General features: G+C 64.3%; 16 protein-coding genes. 5 read left to right on the top strand and 11 right to left on the bottom strand.

Annotation, left to right across the window (positions count from 1 at the left end):
- Positions 1-15: 15 nt before the first annotated feature.
- Positions 16-522, bottom strand: a complete 507-nt coding sequence (locus OIT41_RS09515) for a hypothetical protein (protein WP_241708444.1) — start codon at positions 520-522, stop codon at positions 16-18.
- A gap of 937 nt (positions 523-1,459) precedes the next feature.
- On the opposite strand from OIT41_RS09515, the gene OIT41_RS09510 reads away from it, so the two are divergent.
- A complete protein-coding gene (locus OIT41_RS09510; protein WP_264637864.1) occupies positions 1,460-2,203 on the top strand; it encodes a hypothetical protein in 744 nt (247 codons plus the stop codon).
- Positions 2,204-2,322: 119 nt separating this feature from the next.
- On the opposite strand, the gene OIT41_RS09505 is transcribed toward OIT41_RS09510, so the two are convergent.
- From OIT41_RS09505 to map, 4 genes are all read right to left on the bottom strand, one after another.
- Positions 2,323-3,333 carry a LacI family DNA-binding transcriptional regulator gene (locus OIT41_RS09505; RefSeq protein ID WP_241708442.1) on the bottom strand — a complete coding sequence of 337 codons (1,011 nt, stop codon included), beginning with the start codon at positions 3,331-3,333 and terminating at the stop codon, positions 2,323-2,325.
- Between the two features lie 81 nt (positions 3,334-3,414).
- Complete coding sequence (locus OIT41_RS09500) at positions 3,415-4,056, bottom strand: VC0807 family protein (RefSeq protein WP_241708441.1); 642 nt, start codon at positions 4,054-4,056, stop codon at positions 3,415-3,417.
- Positions 4,046-4,195, bottom strand: a complete 150-nt coding sequence (locus OIT41_RS09495) for a hypothetical protein (protein ID WP_241708440.1) — start codon at positions 4,193-4,195, stop codon at positions 4,046-4,048. The genes OIT41_RS09500 and OIT41_RS09495 overlap by 11 nt, the downstream gene beginning before the upstream one ends.
- A 66-nt stretch (positions 4,196-4,261) precedes the next feature.
- Complete coding sequence (gene map / locus OIT41_RS09490; protein ID WP_241708439.1) at positions 4,262-5,044, bottom strand: type I methionyl aminopeptidase; 783 nt, start codon at positions 5,042-5,044, stop codon at positions 4,262-4,264.
- A 43-nt stretch (positions 5,045-5,087) separates the two neighbouring features.
- On the opposite strand from map, the gene OIT41_RS09485 reads away from it, so the two are divergent.
- Complete coding sequence (locus OIT41_RS09485) at positions 5,088-5,390, top strand: helix-turn-helix domain-containing protein (protein ID WP_241708438.1); 303 nt, start codon at positions 5,088-5,090, stop codon at positions 5,388-5,390.
- Positions 5,391-5,405: 15 nt separating this feature from the next.
- On the opposite strand, the gene OIT41_RS09480 is transcribed toward OIT41_RS09485, so the two are convergent.
- Positions 5,406-6,287, bottom strand: coding sequence for a helix-turn-helix transcriptional regulator (locus OIT41_RS09480; protein ID WP_241708437.1), 882 nt, complete (start codon positions 6,285-6,287; stop codon positions 5,406-5,408).
- A 213-nt stretch (positions 6,288-6,500) separates the two neighbouring features.
- On the opposite strand from OIT41_RS09480, the gene OIT41_RS09475 reads away from it, so the two are divergent.
- Entirely contained in the window at positions 6,501-7,385 is an 885-nt protein-coding gene (locus tag OIT41_RS09475; protein ID WP_241708436.1) for an aldo/keto reductase, read from the top strand.
- Between the two features lie 37 nt (positions 7,386-7,422).
- Positions 7,423-8,451, top strand: a complete 1,029-nt coding sequence (locus tag OIT41_RS09470) for an aldo/keto reductase (RefSeq protein ID WP_264637863.1) — start codon at positions 7,423-7,425, stop codon at positions 8,449-8,451.
- Between the two features lie 28 nt (positions 8,452-8,479).
- On the opposite strand, the gene OIT41_RS09465 is transcribed toward OIT41_RS09470, so the two are convergent.
- Complete coding sequence (locus OIT41_RS09465) at positions 8,480-9,541, bottom strand: NAD(P)/FAD-dependent oxidoreductase (RefSeq protein WP_264637862.1); 1,062 nt, start codon at positions 9,539-9,541, stop codon at positions 8,480-8,482.
- 121 nt (positions 9,542-9,662) lie between these two features.
- Between OIT41_RS09465 and OIT41_RS09460 the strand changes: the two genes are divergently transcribed.
- On the top strand, positions 9,663-10,247 hold the full coding sequence (locus tag OIT41_RS09460) for a helix-turn-helix domain-containing protein (RefSeq protein WP_264637861.1): 585 nt from the start codon (positions 9,663-9,665) through the stop codon (positions 10,245-10,247).
- Between the two features lie 66 nt (positions 10,248-10,313).
- On the opposite strand, the gene OIT41_RS09455 is transcribed toward OIT41_RS09460, so the two are convergent.
- Genes OIT41_RS09455 through OIT41_RS09440 form a run of 4 tightly spaced genes read right to left on the bottom strand, consistent with a single transcriptional unit; the run spans position 10,314 to position 14,190 of the window.
- The gene (locus OIT41_RS09455) at positions 10,314-11,132 is read right to left on the bottom strand and encodes a class I SAM-dependent methyltransferase (protein WP_264637860.1); all 819 of its coding nucleotides are present in this window, start codon (positions 11,130-11,132) and stop codon (positions 10,314-10,316) included.
- A gap of 9 nt (positions 11,133-11,141) precedes the next feature.
- Entirely contained in the window at positions 11,142-12,680 is a 1,539-nt protein-coding gene (locus tag OIT41_RS09450) for a putative bifunctional diguanylate cyclase/phosphodiesterase (RefSeq protein ID WP_241708431.1), read from the bottom strand.
- 39 nt (positions 12,681-12,719) lie between these two features.
- Positions 12,720-13,238 (bottom strand): STAS/SEC14 domain-containing protein, encoded by a 519-nt coding sequence (locus tag OIT41_RS09445; RefSeq protein WP_319801848.1) that lies wholly within the window; start codon positions 13,236-13,238, stop codon positions 12,720-12,722.
- Positions 13,239-13,251: 13 nt separating this feature from the next.
- Complete coding sequence (locus tag OIT41_RS09440) at positions 13,252-14,190, bottom strand: 5'-3' exonuclease (protein ID WP_264637949.1); 939 nt, start codon at positions 14,188-14,190, stop codon at positions 13,252-13,254.
- Positions 14,191-14,526: the final 336 nt, after the last annotated feature.

The following is a 14,526-nucleotide window of genomic DNA, read 5'->3' as shown; positions in this document are numbered from 1 at the left end:
CTGGTGGAGATTGGCTCAAGGATCCCCTGCATGGGCTTTGCTTGGACCTCCGGAAGGCGTGCGATGCAACAAGGCCAACGCCCGCGTAACCGACATGTCCGCCCGGGCGACTATCAAGGCTGTCAGCAAGGCAGCGGCAACGTGCGTGTCCAGCATCAGATCCGGTGAGTGCCCGGACGAAACGAAAGGCACCGCGGTCAACTGCCCAGGCTGAAATCCCGTCACCCCATGCTGATGCTGGGCAGGTGCCGGAACCGAGAAGTTTCCGGAGAGCCGGTCGAAAGCCAGATGCAGAACCTGCTGGGTCACGCCGCAGAGTATGAGCAACAACCAGTTCGGCAGATATATCCGGGACACCAGCGAGGCGCACATGCTCAGCAGAGCCGTCAATGCGATCAGCACCGGGGCTCCGGGAGATACTCCACCTGAGACCAGGTGGGCTGCCAGCCCCAGTCCGACCGCCGCCGGCCCGACTTCCCACCCCGGGAATCTTCGACGTCCATGGGATTTCTGCTCATCCACGCCCGGTCTCTCCGTTCCGTCGTTGGACGGGTTCCGCTCTCCTCCATGGTGCCGCCGTTTCGCACCCGAAGGAAGGCTTTCCGGGGCACATTCACCCGATTGGCGCCTGCGCTCCCGCTCAGCTCAACGATGTGTCGGCATCGGCGAGACCCACGCAATAATCATCGGTTATTTGAGAACAGCGACGGCGAGCGCGCGTACCCGCACCCCTTGGAACCTTTCAGGGTGAGTGCTTCGTGATCCGGATCTCGGCGCGGGCGGCCGAAGACCCGACGGTTCCCGAGGGGAGAGCGACCCGGGCCGACACAGGCCCAACCACAAAGTGGATCTGCTCCACGTGTGGGCTCCCGCATGAAAACGAAACACTCACCTTGGAACTGCTGCTGGAGCCTTGCTGGGAAACAGTCAGCAAAGCCTGGGGTGCGCCCACGCAGGCCGCGGTCACAGAGTAATCCCCGCTGTCCACGGCGTTATACCCGACTGCGAATGCCGATGGTGGGCCGGTAAGTCCTCCCGATCCCTCCAGCACCGTTCCAGCGGGCTTGAGCCCCATGACTTGCCGGAGGTCAGCCACTGTCGAAGAGGCCCCAGTCAGCGCTGCCGGGGTTGTCTCGGATTGTGGCGAGTAGGAACACGCGCTCAGACCGGCTATCAGCAGGACCGATGTGGCCGTAGCCGCGGTTCGCACTGGACGGCCTTCCATGCAACGGTCCCGCCGATTTACACCTCTCCGGACCTTTGACGCCATCATCGTTGCCCCCACACGCCTCTTTGGCTGAATTGAACAAACAGTAGCCCCTAGCCAGGCGCGGCGGAAGCGGCATCCTGTTCAGAGCCAGGCTAATTCCCGGATCTAGGATCTGGATCGACTTTGTCTTGCCAGGAATCGCGTCCAAAGCACGTGGACAAGTCCAGTGCCACGTGCTGACATGTAGGCATGCAGCCCTCGGCGCGCGATAAGCGGATCCGGATCTGCGGCGGACTGGTCATCATGGCCTTGGCGATCCTCTCGCTGGTCATGGTTTTCGCGTCCGGCCGCGAGCATTGGGCTGATATTCCTCTGGACGCCTTATACGGAATCCAGGCGCTGTTCACACTGGGCGCAGGCATCTATCTCGCCAGCGGCTGGCGCAAGGCAGCTCAAATGGTGATGGCTCCAGGGCGGGCCCGGCGTATTGCGCTGGCCGCTATTGCCGTGGCCGGAACAGCCGCAGTCGCCTGGGGATTCACGAACGGCGCCAAGGCTCTCATCACAGCTGCGTTGTGGCCGAACATGGTTGGCTTGTGGACTCTGCTGCAGTTCAGGACCATTGCCGAGCGCTTCAAACACAAGGAGCAATGGACCACCGCGTTGACCCTCGAGTTCGCTTTGGAGTCCCTGGCCCGGGTCTTCCGTCAGCCCGGGCTGAGCGTGACGACGGCGCGCCAGGACGTGTGGGTCGAGATAGAAAGGGAATGGAACGGAGGAACCTGGTCCCACAAGGACGCAGCCCGTTATATGAAATCGGCGACGGGCCTCCATTTTCGGATTGAAGAGATCGTCGGCGGGACCCGGATCACTGCCAACAGCGGAGACCGGACCGTGGGAGGCATGTACGACGTTCTGAAGCTCTCCGAGGAGATGAGCGCGACCGCGGTGGAACTGGCCCGGCAAGCAACCGCCCGCAACCACGAGGGCTGACACTGTCCTGGCTTTCAATCCGGATGCTTGCCCTCACGAACGTACGCAGATCGGACAGGACTCCCGCGTCCCGGGCCTTGACCGGAAACGTTCCCAAGTGCGTGGCTACCGCGGGGCGGTCAAGCGGGCGCCGACGTGCTTTGGCGCACCACCAACTCCGGCTCCACCACGGTGGCGCCGGTGCTTTCCCCGCCCTCGATCCCGCGCAGTATGAGGTCCATGCAGCGGCGGCCGAGTTCTTCGAAGTCCTGGTGCACGGTGGTCAACGGCGGTGTGAAAAACCCTGATTCCGGCTGGTCATCGAAACCCACCACCGAAACATCGCCGGGCACGCGGACACCGGCCTCGTTGAACGCACGCAGCACGCCCAAAGCCATCTGGTCATTGCCCACAAAGAGTGCCGTCGCGGTCCTTTCACCGGCGAGCTTCCTGCCGATCTCATAGCCGCTACCGGCGCTCCAGTCCCCCACCACCAGCAAGTCATCCTCAAGGCCCGCGGCCCGCAAGACCGCACTCCACCCTTCGGTCCGGGCCGCCCCGTCGATCCAGTCCTGCGGGCCCGCCACATGCCCGATCCTGCGATGTCCCTGATCCACCAGGTGCCTCACGGCCAGTTCCGCGCCGCGCTTCTGGTCCACCATGGCTCCGCCGACGGAGGCGTCGCCCAGCGATCCCGCGGCCACTACGGGAACCCCTGGGTTCATTTCCGCCACCGCCGGCAGGGACTCCGAATGCGGCACGATCACCACGATCCCGTCCACTGACTGGTCCAGGAAATGCCGGACCGCATCAAGGATCACCTCGCGGTTGACCGTCCTCAAGGCGGCGATACTGACGAAATAGCCGGCATCCCTCGCCGCCTGCTCGACGCCCAGCAAGGTGTTCGCAGGGCCGTATTGAGCCAGCTCGCTCGCCAGGACGCCGATGGTCCGGGAACGCCGGGTCACCAGGCTCCGTGCAGCAGTGTTGCGCCGGTATCCCAGTTCGGCAATGGCCGCCTCCACCCGCTCACGGGTCCCCTTGCTCACGTTGGGGTGGTCATTGATCACCCGGGACACCGTCTGGTGCGAAACTCCCGCCCGCTCCGCCACATCCTCAAGCCGAGGCAAGCGCCCGCTGGTATTTGTCATGGGGCTATTGTGGTCGATCCGGTGCGCAACCACGCAACGCGCCGCGAGCACCAGGCTTCCGACGAGCTGACAACAACGCTGTCACGACGACCACGCTGCTTGCCGTCTTTTCCGGTCCCAGACTGTCCATGCGATGAGGGCGGCGAAAGCGATCACTGCCAGGGCGGCGGAAAGCCCCACCATGACATCAATGGGCAGCAAATAGAGTAGGACGGCCCGTACGCAGGCTTCGGCAATCAGTCCCGCACCCCAAACGGCGGAGACCTTCAGGTGCCAGCGGTGCGCCGCCGGATTACTGTGGAAATCGCGGTCCATTTCCGCGGCGCGCTCCGGTCTCCACGTCTTGGCTGCGTCCAAAGTCAGGGGATGACCCAGCGCGGCCAGAACCAGGAACGAAATGCCCATGCCACCGGTGATTGCCGAATCCTTGAGCAGCAGAAACCGCGGGTCACCGGTGAGGAAGGACAGAACCAGCCCGAGTCCGAAGACGATGACCATCAGCATCGCAAACGGGTTCAGGGAGTGCCGTTTGGAGGCTGTCCAGAACAGCCGGCAGCCAGCTGCCGCCGTCGCCGCCAGCAGCGCAGCCCAGTCCGTGGCACCGGCTAGGTGCAGGGCGTAGTAGACAGCCAGCGGCGCCCCCACGTCCCAGGCGAGGCCGCGCACCAACGTACGCATCATGAATGTCGGACGCAACGGTCCCGAAGCTTGCTCAGCGTTCATTGGCGCGCGTCCATTTACGGAAACAGGGCCGTTCCATTGTCCCGATTGGCGGAATCGCCGCAACGGCGACCGCACCGAAATCGATGATCACCGGAGCCGCCATTTCAGCTCCTCCTCCGCTCATGACCGAGAGCTTCATGCGCCAGCAACGCCATGCTAGGTCCGTGCAAGAAGCCTCGTCAACGGGTCGCGGGCTCGCCTCACTTCACGAGTGCGCCTGCGTCGCCATCGTAAGGATTTCAGCCCCGCCCTCGGTGATCGCGATCGTGTGCTCACTGTGTGCTGTCCGGCAGCCTGTCGCACTTCGGAGCGTCCACCCGTCCGCGTCCGTGATGAGTTCGGCGGTGTCCGCCATGACCCACGGCTCGAGTGCCAGCAGCAGCCCTGGACGCAGTTCATATCCGCGTCCGGGCCGTCCGGTGTTCGGAATGTGCGGGTCCTGATGCATCGTCGATCCGATGCCGTGACCGCCGAACTCGGTGTTGATCGGGTACCCCGCCTCGCTCAGGACGGAGCCGATGGCATGGGCGATGTCGCCGATGCGGGCCCCCGGCACGGCAGCAGCTATCCCTGCGCTCAACGCGCGCTCGGTGGCGCCGATCATCGCGACGCTCGCCGGGGGCCGGGAGTCCCCCACGATGAAACTGATGGCAGAGTCCGCGGCGACCCCACCCTTGGAAACGGCGAGGTCGAGAGTCAACAGGTCGCCGTCGGCAAGCGAGTAGTTGCGTGGAAGTCCGTGGAGCACGGCGTCGTTGACTCCCGTGCAGATGTAGTGGCCGAACGGTCCACGACCGAAGGAAGGCGCGTAGTCGACGTAACAGGACAGTGCACCCGCCTCGACGATCATGGCCTTGGCCCACCGGTCGATGTCCAGCAGGTTCGTGCCGACCGTGGCGCGGCTCTTCAGCGTCTGCAGGATGTCAGCGACCAGCGCGCCTGTCTCTTTTGCACGTGCCAGTTCAGCGGCATTCAGAATCTCAATCATCCAATAACTATACCGGCCATATTATCCCGGTATAATCGGAACCATGGTCAGATTGCCGCTCACATTAGACGAGGTGGAGCGCGGACGGCGCCTCGGTGCCCTGTTGCGTCGCGCCAGGGGCCAGCGCTCGATTCTCGACATCGCCCTCGATGCGCAGGTCTCACCGGAAACCCTCCGAAAGATTGAGACGGGCCGCGTAGCGACCCCTGCCTTCCCCACCATCGCCGCGATCGCCGAGGTCCTGGGGCTCTCCCTCGATGTGGTGTGGGCCGAGATCAACCTGCCCGAACGTGGCGCCGAATCGACCCTCCCTGATCACAAGACACGTGAGCGCTTAGCCTCGTAATTCCCGCAACTGCGTTCAATTCTTCTCCTTGACCGCTATCTGTGTGGTGTCGCGTTGGGTGGCGGCCCAGCTGGCGAGGAGTTTCAGGGCGTCCTCGGAGGGGGTCCCGGGGTCTGCTGTGTAGACGTTGATGCGCAATCCCGGGTCCGTGGGTAATTCCAGGGCCTCAAAACTCAGGTCCAGGTCCCCGACGATCGGGTGGTGAAGGTGTTTGCGGCCGGCGCGATGGTACTTCACGTCGTGACGGGCCCACCGGGTCCGGAACTCCTCACTGCGGGTGGAGAGTTCCCCGATGAGGTCCGTGAGGTCCTTGTCGTACGGGTTCTTTCCGGCCGTGGAGCGCAGCACAGCGACGATATCGTCCGCTGCGCGTTCCCAGTCGGCGAAGAACTCCCGCGCTTTCGGGTTCAGGAACGTGAAGCGCGCACTGTTCGGCGGGACGGCCACCTCCGCCATCATGTCCAGATACAGGGCACGGCCCAGGTCATTCGCGGCGAGGACATCCCCGCGGTCGTTGCGGACCCACGCCGGAGCGGCCGTGATCGCATCGATGACCCGCTGCACACTCGGCCGCACTGTCTGCGGGCTGTGCCTGCGCCGCACCCGGGGAGAGGCAGTGGCGGCGCGGGCCAGATCAAAAAGGTGGGCCGTTTCGGCGTCGTCGAGCTTCAACGCGCGTCCGAGGGCTTCAAGGACACTGTCCGAGGCGCCGGAGAGGTTTCCCCGCTCCAGACGGATGTAGTAATCGATGCTCATCCCGGCGAGCATCGCGACTTCCTCCCGGCGCAGCCCGGAAACCCGCCGGTTGCCGCCGTAGACCGGCAGACCCGCCTCATCCGGGGTGATCCTGGCCCGGCGGGAGGTCAGGAACTTCCGCACGTCCTCGCTGTGTGTCATGGCAACCACGCTACGCCCGGTCGACGGCACGAGGGAGGCACTGACGTTACCCGGAACGGCCATGACTCCCGCCCCGCACGGAATCACGGTTGCATGGAAAGCATGAAACCTGAACCTGCAACGGCTTCCCACCCTGCCGGACACCCACATCAAGGGGGTACTGACGTGCCCTTCCACAACCCCGCACAACTGCATACCGTGAAAGGCATGGACATGGAACTTACTCTCAATAACGGCGTCACAATGCCAGCGCTTGGCCTGGGTGTCTTCCAAAGCGCCCCGGAGCAAACGACGGCGGCCGTTGAGGCCGCACTGGCCGCCGGCTACCGGCACATCGACACTGCCGCCGCATACGGCAACGAGCGGGAAGTCGGCGAAGGCATCCGCCGCTCACGCCTCGATCGGGCAGAAGTGTTCATCGAGACCAAAGTCTGGGTCAGCGACTATGGCTACGACGAGGCGCTCCACGCCTGGGACAAAGCGACCGGCAAACTCGGCGTCGACTATCTGGACCTGCTCATCCTTCACCAGCCCGCCCCGGACCGGTTCGAAAAAACCATCGCAGCGTACAAGGCACTGGAGGCCCTGCTCGCCGACGGGCGGGTGCGGGCGATCGGCGTCAGCAACTTCATGCCGCACCACCTGGAGCAACTGCTCGGCTCGACCGACGTCGTCCCAGCGGTGAACCAGGTCGAACTTCACCCCTACTTTACCCAGCCGGCAGTCCAAGGCGCCGACGCCGAACACGGCATCCTCACCCAGGCCTGGTCGCCGATCGGAGGGATCACCTTCTACCCAGGATGGGGTGGCCAGGAGCGGCGGAACGTCATGGAAGACCCCGCGATTGCAGCCATCGCACGGACTCACGGCAAGAGTCCGGCCCAGGTCATGCTCCGCTGGCACCTGCAGCAAGGCCGCTCCGCCATCCCGAAATCGACCAACCCGGCACGCATCGCCGAGAACTTCGACGTCTTTGGTTTCGAACTCAGTGCGGCCGAACTCGCCGCCATCGACGCGCTCGACACCGGCAACCGCAGCGGTCCGGACCCGGACGAAGCCCGCGAGGAGCGTTTCGCCATGGTCATCCCCGAAGCCTGAGACAGCCAGAAGCTTTAGACAGAGAGAAGGAACCAGCATGGAGTACCGTTCCCTTGGCCGCACGGGTGTGCAGCTCAGCCCCTTATGCCTTGGTGCGATGATGTTCGGCCCGTGGGGCAATAACGACATCGCCGACTCCGTCCGGATCATCCACCGGGCCCTCGACGCCGGCATCAACGTCATCGACACCGCCGACGTCTACTCCGGCGGGGCATCCGAGGAAATCCTCGGGCAAGCACTGGAAGGCCGCCGCGAGGACGTGTTCCTTGCTACGAAGTTCTTCATGCCCATGAACGAAGACGATCCCAACCAGCGCGGCGGATCCCGCCGCTGGATCATCCGGGCGGTCGAGAACTCCCTTCGCCGCCTGGACACCGACTACATCGACCTCTACCAGGTGCACCGGCCCAGCCCCGACACCGACGTCGAAGAGACCCTCGGCGCCCTCACCGACCTCGTCCGCCAAGGCAAAGTCCGCTACATCGGCTCCTCCTCCTACTCCGGATCCCAGATCGTCGAAGCCCAATGGGCATCCCGGGAACGGAACCTGGAGCGGTTCGTCACCGAACAGCCGCCGTATTCGATCCTGGTCCGCGGCATCGAAGAAGACATCCTCCCCACGGTCCAGCGACACGGCATGGGCACCCTCACCTACAGCCCGCTCAGCGGAGGCTGGCTCTCCGGGCGCTGGCGCAAAGACTCCGCGTCCGCACCCACCTCCTCCGCGCGCCCTAGCGCCCGCTTCGACATGAGCAGCCCGGCCAACCAACGAAAACTCGACATCGTCGAAGACTTGGCCCAGCTCGCCGAACAAACCGGCCTGACCCTCATCGAGCTGGCCATCGCGTTCGTGATCAACCACCCCGGCGTCACCGCCGCCATCGTCGGACCACGCACCATGGAACAGCTCGAGTCCTACCTGCCCGCCGCGGACATCACCCTGAGCACAGACGTACTGGACCGCATCGACCAGCTCGTCGCACCAGGAGTCACCGTCAACCCCGACGACAACAGCTACGGAACCCACGAACTCACACCGCAGGCCCGACGACGGCAGCAGCCGTGACGGCGAGGGGGGTGCGCCGCGATTCCCCTCATTCTTTGAGGGCGGCCCCGTGACGCATGCCGGCGGTTTCCTGCCCGTCGTCAAGGCCATGGGGCCGATGACCCAACACGATCGTGGAAACGTCGGCTTCCGAGGCCGCGGAGAAGGGACCGAGCCGCCCGTCGACAGCCCACCGGGTTTCCTCTTCTATCAAATCGGCGTTGATCCGTGCACCGGTCATGACGCCCTCGGCCGCCGCGGTGATCACCTGGGCCATCATATTGGAGACATTGCCCGCTGCGTACACACCCTGGACGGCCGTCGCACCCGTGGCATCCGACTCGATAAACCGCCCCATCCCCATGGGGTGCGCCTGAGTACTCAGCCCGAGTGATTGCAGGACCGCGGACCTGGCCTCCATCCGAGTGCCGACCGCGAGGGCCTGCATGTCGAAGGAGGAGCCCTGGCGGAGCGTGAGGCCCGCGAGGACTCCGTCGACAGCGTCAACAGAGGCCACGGCGCCGTCGACGACCCTCACGGACCGGGCGCCGAGCTTGTCCCATTCCTCGTCAGTGGGTTCCACCGTGTCATTGAGGAAAAGGGTGATGTCCGGGGACCACTGCCTGAACAACAGTGCCTGATGGACGGACATCGGACCGGTGCCGAGCACTCCAATCCGTTTCCCGCGGATTTCCCAGCCATGGCAGTAAGGACAGTGCACAACGCCCTTTCCCCATTGCTCACGCAGTCCGTCGATGGGAGGCAGTCCGTCGGTCAATCCGGTGGTGACGAGGAGGCGCCTGCCGGAGAACCGGCGGCCATCTCCGAGCATCACTTCGAATACATCCGTGGTGCGCCGTGCCGAAACGGCTTCGCCGTCAATGACGGTTCCCCCGTAGGAGACTACTTCATTGCGTCCGATGGACAGCAGCTCCGACGGGCTCATACCGTCCCGTGACAGATAACCGTGCACGCCCGCTGCGGGCGCGTTACGGGGTGCTCCGGAATCGATGACCAGCACCGAGCGCAGCGCGCGGCTCAGCGTCGTTGCCGCGCTGAGGCCCGCAGCGCCGCCCCCGATGATCACAACGTCATACCGCGCGGTGTCCATAGTGGGTGCCCTTCGTTTGTCCTGAAAGTCCGCCGCCAGCGTCCTGCAGCGGTTACAAACCAGCTTTCACCCCACGAGAGGAAACTGGCAAACAACTTTGCTGATATGGCAAACTGCAGAGATGGCAAATGAGCTTGATGGTGTTCTTGGAGCTGTCGGTCCCCGGCTTCGGGCACTCCGTACGGAAAGGGATCTCACCCTCGGAGAGGTATCCACCGCCTCCGGAGTATCGGTCAGCACCCTGTCCCGGCTGGAATCCGGCCAACGCAGGCCGAACCTCGACATCCTGCTGCCCCTGGCACGGTTGTACGGTGTTCCCCTTGACGATCTGGTCGGCGCCCCGCCCACCGGGGACCCGAGAATTCATCTGAGGCCCATCACCCATGGCGGCATGACGGCCGTTCCCCTCACCCGCCGCCCCGGCGGTCTGCAAGCCTTCAAGATGGTGCTCGCCGGTGATGCCCGCGGAGCCGAACCCGATCCGCGCGTTCACGAAGGCTACGAATGGCTTTACATCCTCAACGGACGGCTGCGCCTGGTGCTGGGCGACAAAGACTTCGAACTCCGCGCTGGCGAAGCCGCGGAATTCGACACCCGCACACCGCACTGGTTCGCCAGCGCCGACGGAAAACCCGTCGAATTCATCAGCCTGTTCGGGCAGCAGGGCGAGCGGATGCACGTACGCGCCCGCCCCAAGCCCTCATAGCCAGACGATAGTGCCGGGCCCCATCCTCATCACTTCGGCGTTCCCCGCGTTGCGCACACGTTGCAGCTACACCGGTTTGTGATCGGTACCCGAATCTTCCGCGCCCGACAGGAGTGCGTAATATCCCGGAACCCACTGCGGAAGACCGCTGGCGTTCATCGGGACCACTTCGATGTTGACCGGGCCGTCCGCAATCAATCGCCAGTCCGAGTGCGAAAAGACGCGCTGGCGTTCCGCGGAACCGAAATGCCCGGGCCGTGGAAGGTTTTCCAAGGCGCGCCGCAGCTGCACGGGCATGCTTTGCCGGGTGGCGCCGAGTTCGGTCAGGTAACCGAGGCTGTTTCCACGGAAGTTGGTTTCAGCCAGCAACAACCTGCCCCTGTTCCCGATGACGGTCCGCAGGTTGGCGGCCATGGCAGCCTGCTTGCCGGGTTTCAGGACGTGGAAGACCCCGCGGACAAAGACGTTGGCGGGCCCCAGCCGCTCCAGCAAGAGCTCTCCGGCCCCTGCCCCCGCCGCATCCAGAACCATGAAATCGGCGTTTTGGACGCCTTCTGCTTCCCTGCTGGCCCTCTCGATCGCCCCCTTGGATACGTCGATTCCCAGGACCCGGGGAAACATGCCTGCAAGCCAGCGGGTGTGTGTGCCGTTGCCACACCCGACGTCAACCACCGGAAGATCCGGATCAAAATGAGCCCCAATCGCGTCGGAGTACTGACCATGCTCGGCCGTGGAACCGGAGTCCCAAAGCACGTCCCCGGAACGTCCAGTGGTGCGGATTCCACGCCAGTATCCTTCCCACGCTGTGTCCGGATTTCTGGGTGCCCGGGAAGCAAGGCGGACAACTGTGGGGACAAGCAGCATCTGGTCCCAAAGCTTTGACATGCGCTAACTCTACAGACGCCGTGCGGGCCGGCGGAGCTGATCCGGTATTTCCACGGGAGGCACCGGATATCCGTAGAAGTACCCCTGCCCATAGAGGCAACCCATGGCCCCCAGCTGCGCCGCCTGCTCGGCGGTTTCGATGCCTTCCACGGTGGCATTGAGCCCCGCAGCGAAAATCAGCTGCAGAATCGCAGAGACGAACTTTTGCTGCCGTGGATCCGACTCCATGCCCTTGATGAGGGACTGATCAACCTTCACAGTGTCCGCCGGAAGCGACCTGAGGTAGCTGATGGACGAATAGCCCGTGCCGAAGTCGTCAATTTGCAGCCCCACACCCAGCTCCCGGAGTCCGCTGAGGACCTGTTCTTGTCCGGTCTCACGGGCCATCAGCACGGTCTCGGTGATCTCCAAGACCAAACGCCGCGGCTCCACGGCGTACCGTGCCAGCGTGTCCCTGATGTCGTCCAGCAGGTCTGTCCGAAGCAATTCAGCGGCAGAAAGATTGATGTGCAGGCAATAGTCTGGCAGGTCCGGATCTGTTTGGCTCCAGCGCACCATTTGGGCAATACCTTCATGCAGCACCCACCGTCCCAGCTCAAAGATCAAGCCGGTTTCTTCTGCGATGCCAATGAAGCTGCCCGGCATGATGGTTCCGCGGACAGGGTGGTGCCATCGGACGAGGGCTTCGACGCCGATGACGCGGCCGGAGGCCAATTCGACCACCGGTTGATACAGCAGCGCCAGCTCCCCTCCGGCAACGGCGGTGCGTAGTTCGGCGGTTATTCGCGACCGTTCCTGAACGGCGTCGAGCATGTCCGGGTGGAAGAGCTGGACATTGTTGCGGCCCCGCGCCTTGGCCTGATACATCGCAATATCGGCATCGCGCATCAGCTCCTCAGCCCGACACCCCGGCGTACCGATGCACACGCCGATGCTTGCCATCGCCCACACCGTTTCCATCCCGATGCACATGCTGTCCTGCAGGTACTCCGATGCGCGGTGCGCAATTCGAAGAATCTCCGCTTCCGTGGCCGCGGCAATGAGGATGGCAAACTCATCCCCGCCCAGGCGGGCCACCGTGTCCGTAGCCCTGACGGCGGAGCGGAGGCGCTTGGCAACTTCCACCAACACGGCGTCACCGGCGCTGTGGCCCAGGATGTCGTTGATGGCTTTGAAGGAGTCCAGATCCAGGAGCAACACGGCCGGAGCTTTTCCGCCGTTCGCGCTGGACCTGACCGCTTCCTGGATCCGCTCGGTGAGCAGCGTCCTGTTTGCAAGACCGGTGAGGGCATCCGTCTTGGCCATCTGCTCCAGCTCGACCTGCGTTCGCCGCAACATGGCTGTGCGGGCGGCCACGCGCTGTTCCAGATCCGCATGGATGTGGCCCAGTTCCTCCGCAAGCAGGTTGACGCCGGTGATGACAGCATCAATGTCGTCACGATGCGACGAAGGTTCAATGCGTGCTTCCAGGTCACCCGCGGCCAATCGGACAACGCCATCAACCAGCAGCTGCAGGCGCGGGTCCTCAACGCTCTTTTTCGAGCTCATGCGATCCCAGCGTGCAGAAGCCGGAAGCACATCCGCGGCTCACGCACCCGCATCAAGCCAGTCCATGGCCTCACTGCGCGACGTGAAGAAACGAGTCGGGCAAGGCGGGACGTGCACTCCGAGGAAGAAGTTCGCGAGGACCCGGTCGACGGGCGACGTGCCCAACAAAGCTATGCGCGACGCGCCGCAGGGAATAGACCACACGCCCCTGGCCTCCCGGCTTACGGAAGCGACTGCTGCCATGTCGACAAGCATTGGATGCTGCTCCTGCTGGCATAGCTCATTGACTTTCGCCATGGCTTCGCGGGCGTCGTCAACCTGGATGGCGACCCCGGGCGCCCAACGCAAGTGGAGAAGTCCGTCGGCCCTCAAGACGACACTGGACTTTTCACCGTCCGCTGTTTCCGGTACCACGCTCACGTCCTCCCCCGGGCAGCCGCCGATCTCTTCGGCAACTCCCAAAAAGTAATCCGGCTTCCCGGCTTCCCTTGAAACGACGCCGGGGGCCGAGCTTTCGCCAACCCCGCCAGCGTAGCTTTCCCGCGCGTTTGTCCTCAAGCCCCTCCCCCGCTCACAGGCATCGTTCGAGAGCGTCGAGCAATCGCTTCATCGAGCCGCCGAGGTTCCAGTCCGTAGCCAGACGCTCAAGTTCGCGGCGCGAGTCGTCGTCGACCGGGCGCAACCGCGCTCCCGCCTCCTCAAGGGTGGGCAGTGCGAGGTCGCGCACGACGTTCACAACAACGGGCGCGACCGCCAGATAGTCTGCGGACGCGGCGAGTTTGGACCGCACCGACGCCGCCAATCCGCTGCCGGGATCCGCCGCTGCAGCGAGCAACGCGTCGAGCGTGCCGTATGCCGCCAGCAACGACGCCGCTGTCTTTTCGCCAATCCCGGCCACGCCCGGCAGCCCATCGGAGGCGTCGCCGCGCAGCGTCGCGAAATCGGCGTACTGCTCGGGCAGCACGCGATATTTGCCGACGACGACGGCGTCGGTCACGATCTCGAGGTTCTTCATGCCTCTCGCCGTGTAGATGACGCGCACCTCGCCGGCGTCGTCGACCACTTGGAACAGATCGCGGTCTCCCGTCACGACGTCGACAGGAAGCTTCGCGTGGCTCGCATAGGAGCCGATGACGTCGTCGGCTTCATGTCCCGCGGCCCCGACGACGGCGATGCCCGCGAGGCCGAGCACCCGCCGGATCATCGGAACCTGCACCTGCAGCGCGTCCGGCACCACTTCGACGTCGGGAGCGCCCTCTACCGCCTCCGCGACACGATGCGACTTGTACGTCGGGATGAGGTCCACCCGCCACTGCGGACGCCAGTCATCGTCCCAGCACGCCACCAGATGCGTCGCCCCATAATCGGTGGTAAGCCTCGCGATCATGTCGAGCAGGCCGCGAACGGCGTTCACCGGCGTACCGTCGGCCCGGCGGATCGAATCGGGTACGCCGAAGAAGGCCCGAAAGTACAGAGAGGCCGTATCGAGGAGCATGAGGCGGTGAGGCATAACCGATCCTTGCATCAACAAACCCGATCCGGCGATCCGCCCCGCCGCCTGCCCCCTGAAACGTGTTGCAGCCAGACCGGAATTGCCCTTGCCGTTGCCGCCGTCCGGGAAGGTAATGGTGGTGGAGAACGCGCCCGTGCCGTCGGCATTGACGCTGAAGCTCGGCGGAGCGGGCCACCCTCCATCCGAAGCCTTCTTGCCGCCGGTCCGCTGGAAGGTGATGTTGATGGTTTCGCCGGCGATGTAGCCGCTTCCGGAGAAAGTAATGGATTCGCCGCGGGCTACGGTGCCGTCGGAAACGGTTCCGTACCCATTGCCCGGAGCCGGGTAGGTGGT

The organism is Arthrobacter sp. YA7-1, from assembly GCF_025960325.1.
In the GTDB taxonomy this organism is placed as follows: Bacteria; Actinomycetota; Actinomycetes; order Actinomycetales; family Micrococcaceae; genus Arthrobacter; species Arthrobacter bambusae_A.
The sequence above is the reverse complement of the archived record's forward strand: the minus strand, read 5'-3'. Positions and strand labels throughout refer to the sequence as shown.

Excerpts from the sequence above, each read along its gene's own strand:
- OIT41_RS09510 (WP_264637864.1), top strand. The coding sequence starts at position 1,460 with ATGCAGCCCTCGGCGCGCGATAAGCGGATCCGGATCTGCGGCGGACTG.
- OIT41_RS09505 (WP_241708442.1), bottom strand. The coding sequence starts at position 3,333 with ATGACAAATACCAGCGGGCGCTTGCCTCGGCTTGAGGATGTGGCGGAG.
- OIT41_RS09500 (WP_241708441.1), bottom strand. The coding sequence starts at position 4,056 with ATGAACGCTGAGCAAGCTTCGGGACCGTTGCGTCCGACATTCATGATG.
- OIT41_RS09495 (WP_241708440.1), bottom strand. The coding sequence starts at position 4,195 with ATGAAGCTCTCGGTCATGAGCGGAGGAGGAGCTGAAATGGCGGCTCCG.
- map (WP_241708439.1), bottom strand. The coding sequence starts at position 5,044 with ATGATTGAGATTCTGAATGCCGCTGAACTGGCACGTGCAAAAGAGACA.
- OIT41_RS09485 (WP_241708438.1), top strand. The coding sequence starts at position 5,088 with ATGGTCAGATTGCCGCTCACATTAGACGAGGTGGAGCGCGGACGGCGC.
- OIT41_RS09480 (WP_241708437.1), bottom strand. The coding sequence starts at position 6,287 with ATGACACACAGCGAGGACGTGCGGAAGTTCCTGACCTCCCGCCGGGCC.
- OIT41_RS09475 (WP_241708436.1), top strand. The coding sequence starts at position 6,501 with ATGGAACTTACTCTCAATAACGGCGTCACAATGCCAGCGCTTGGCCTG.
- OIT41_RS09470 (WP_264637863.1), top strand. The coding sequence starts at position 7,423 with ATGGAGTACCGTTCCCTTGGCCGCACGGGTGTGCAGCTCAGCCCCTTA.
- OIT41_RS09465 (WP_264637862.1), bottom strand. The coding sequence starts at position 9,541 with ATGGACACCGCGCGGTATGACGTTGTGATCATCGGGGGCGGCGCTGCG.
- OIT41_RS09460 (WP_264637861.1), top strand. The coding sequence starts at position 9,663 with ATGGCAAATGAGCTTGATGGTGTTCTTGGAGCTGTCGGTCCCCGGCTT.
- OIT41_RS09455 (WP_264637860.1), bottom strand. The coding sequence starts at position 11,132 with ATGTCAAAGCTTTGGGACCAGATGCTGCTTGTCCCCACAGTTGTCCGC.
- OIT41_RS09450 (WP_241708431.1), bottom strand. The coding sequence starts at position 12,680 with ATGAGCTCGAAAAAGAGCGTTGAGGACCCGCGCCTGCAGCTGCTGGTT.
- OIT41_RS09440 (WP_264637949.1), bottom strand. The coding sequence starts at position 14,190 with ATGCCTCACCGCCTCATGCTCCTCGATACGGCCTCTCTGTACTTTCGG.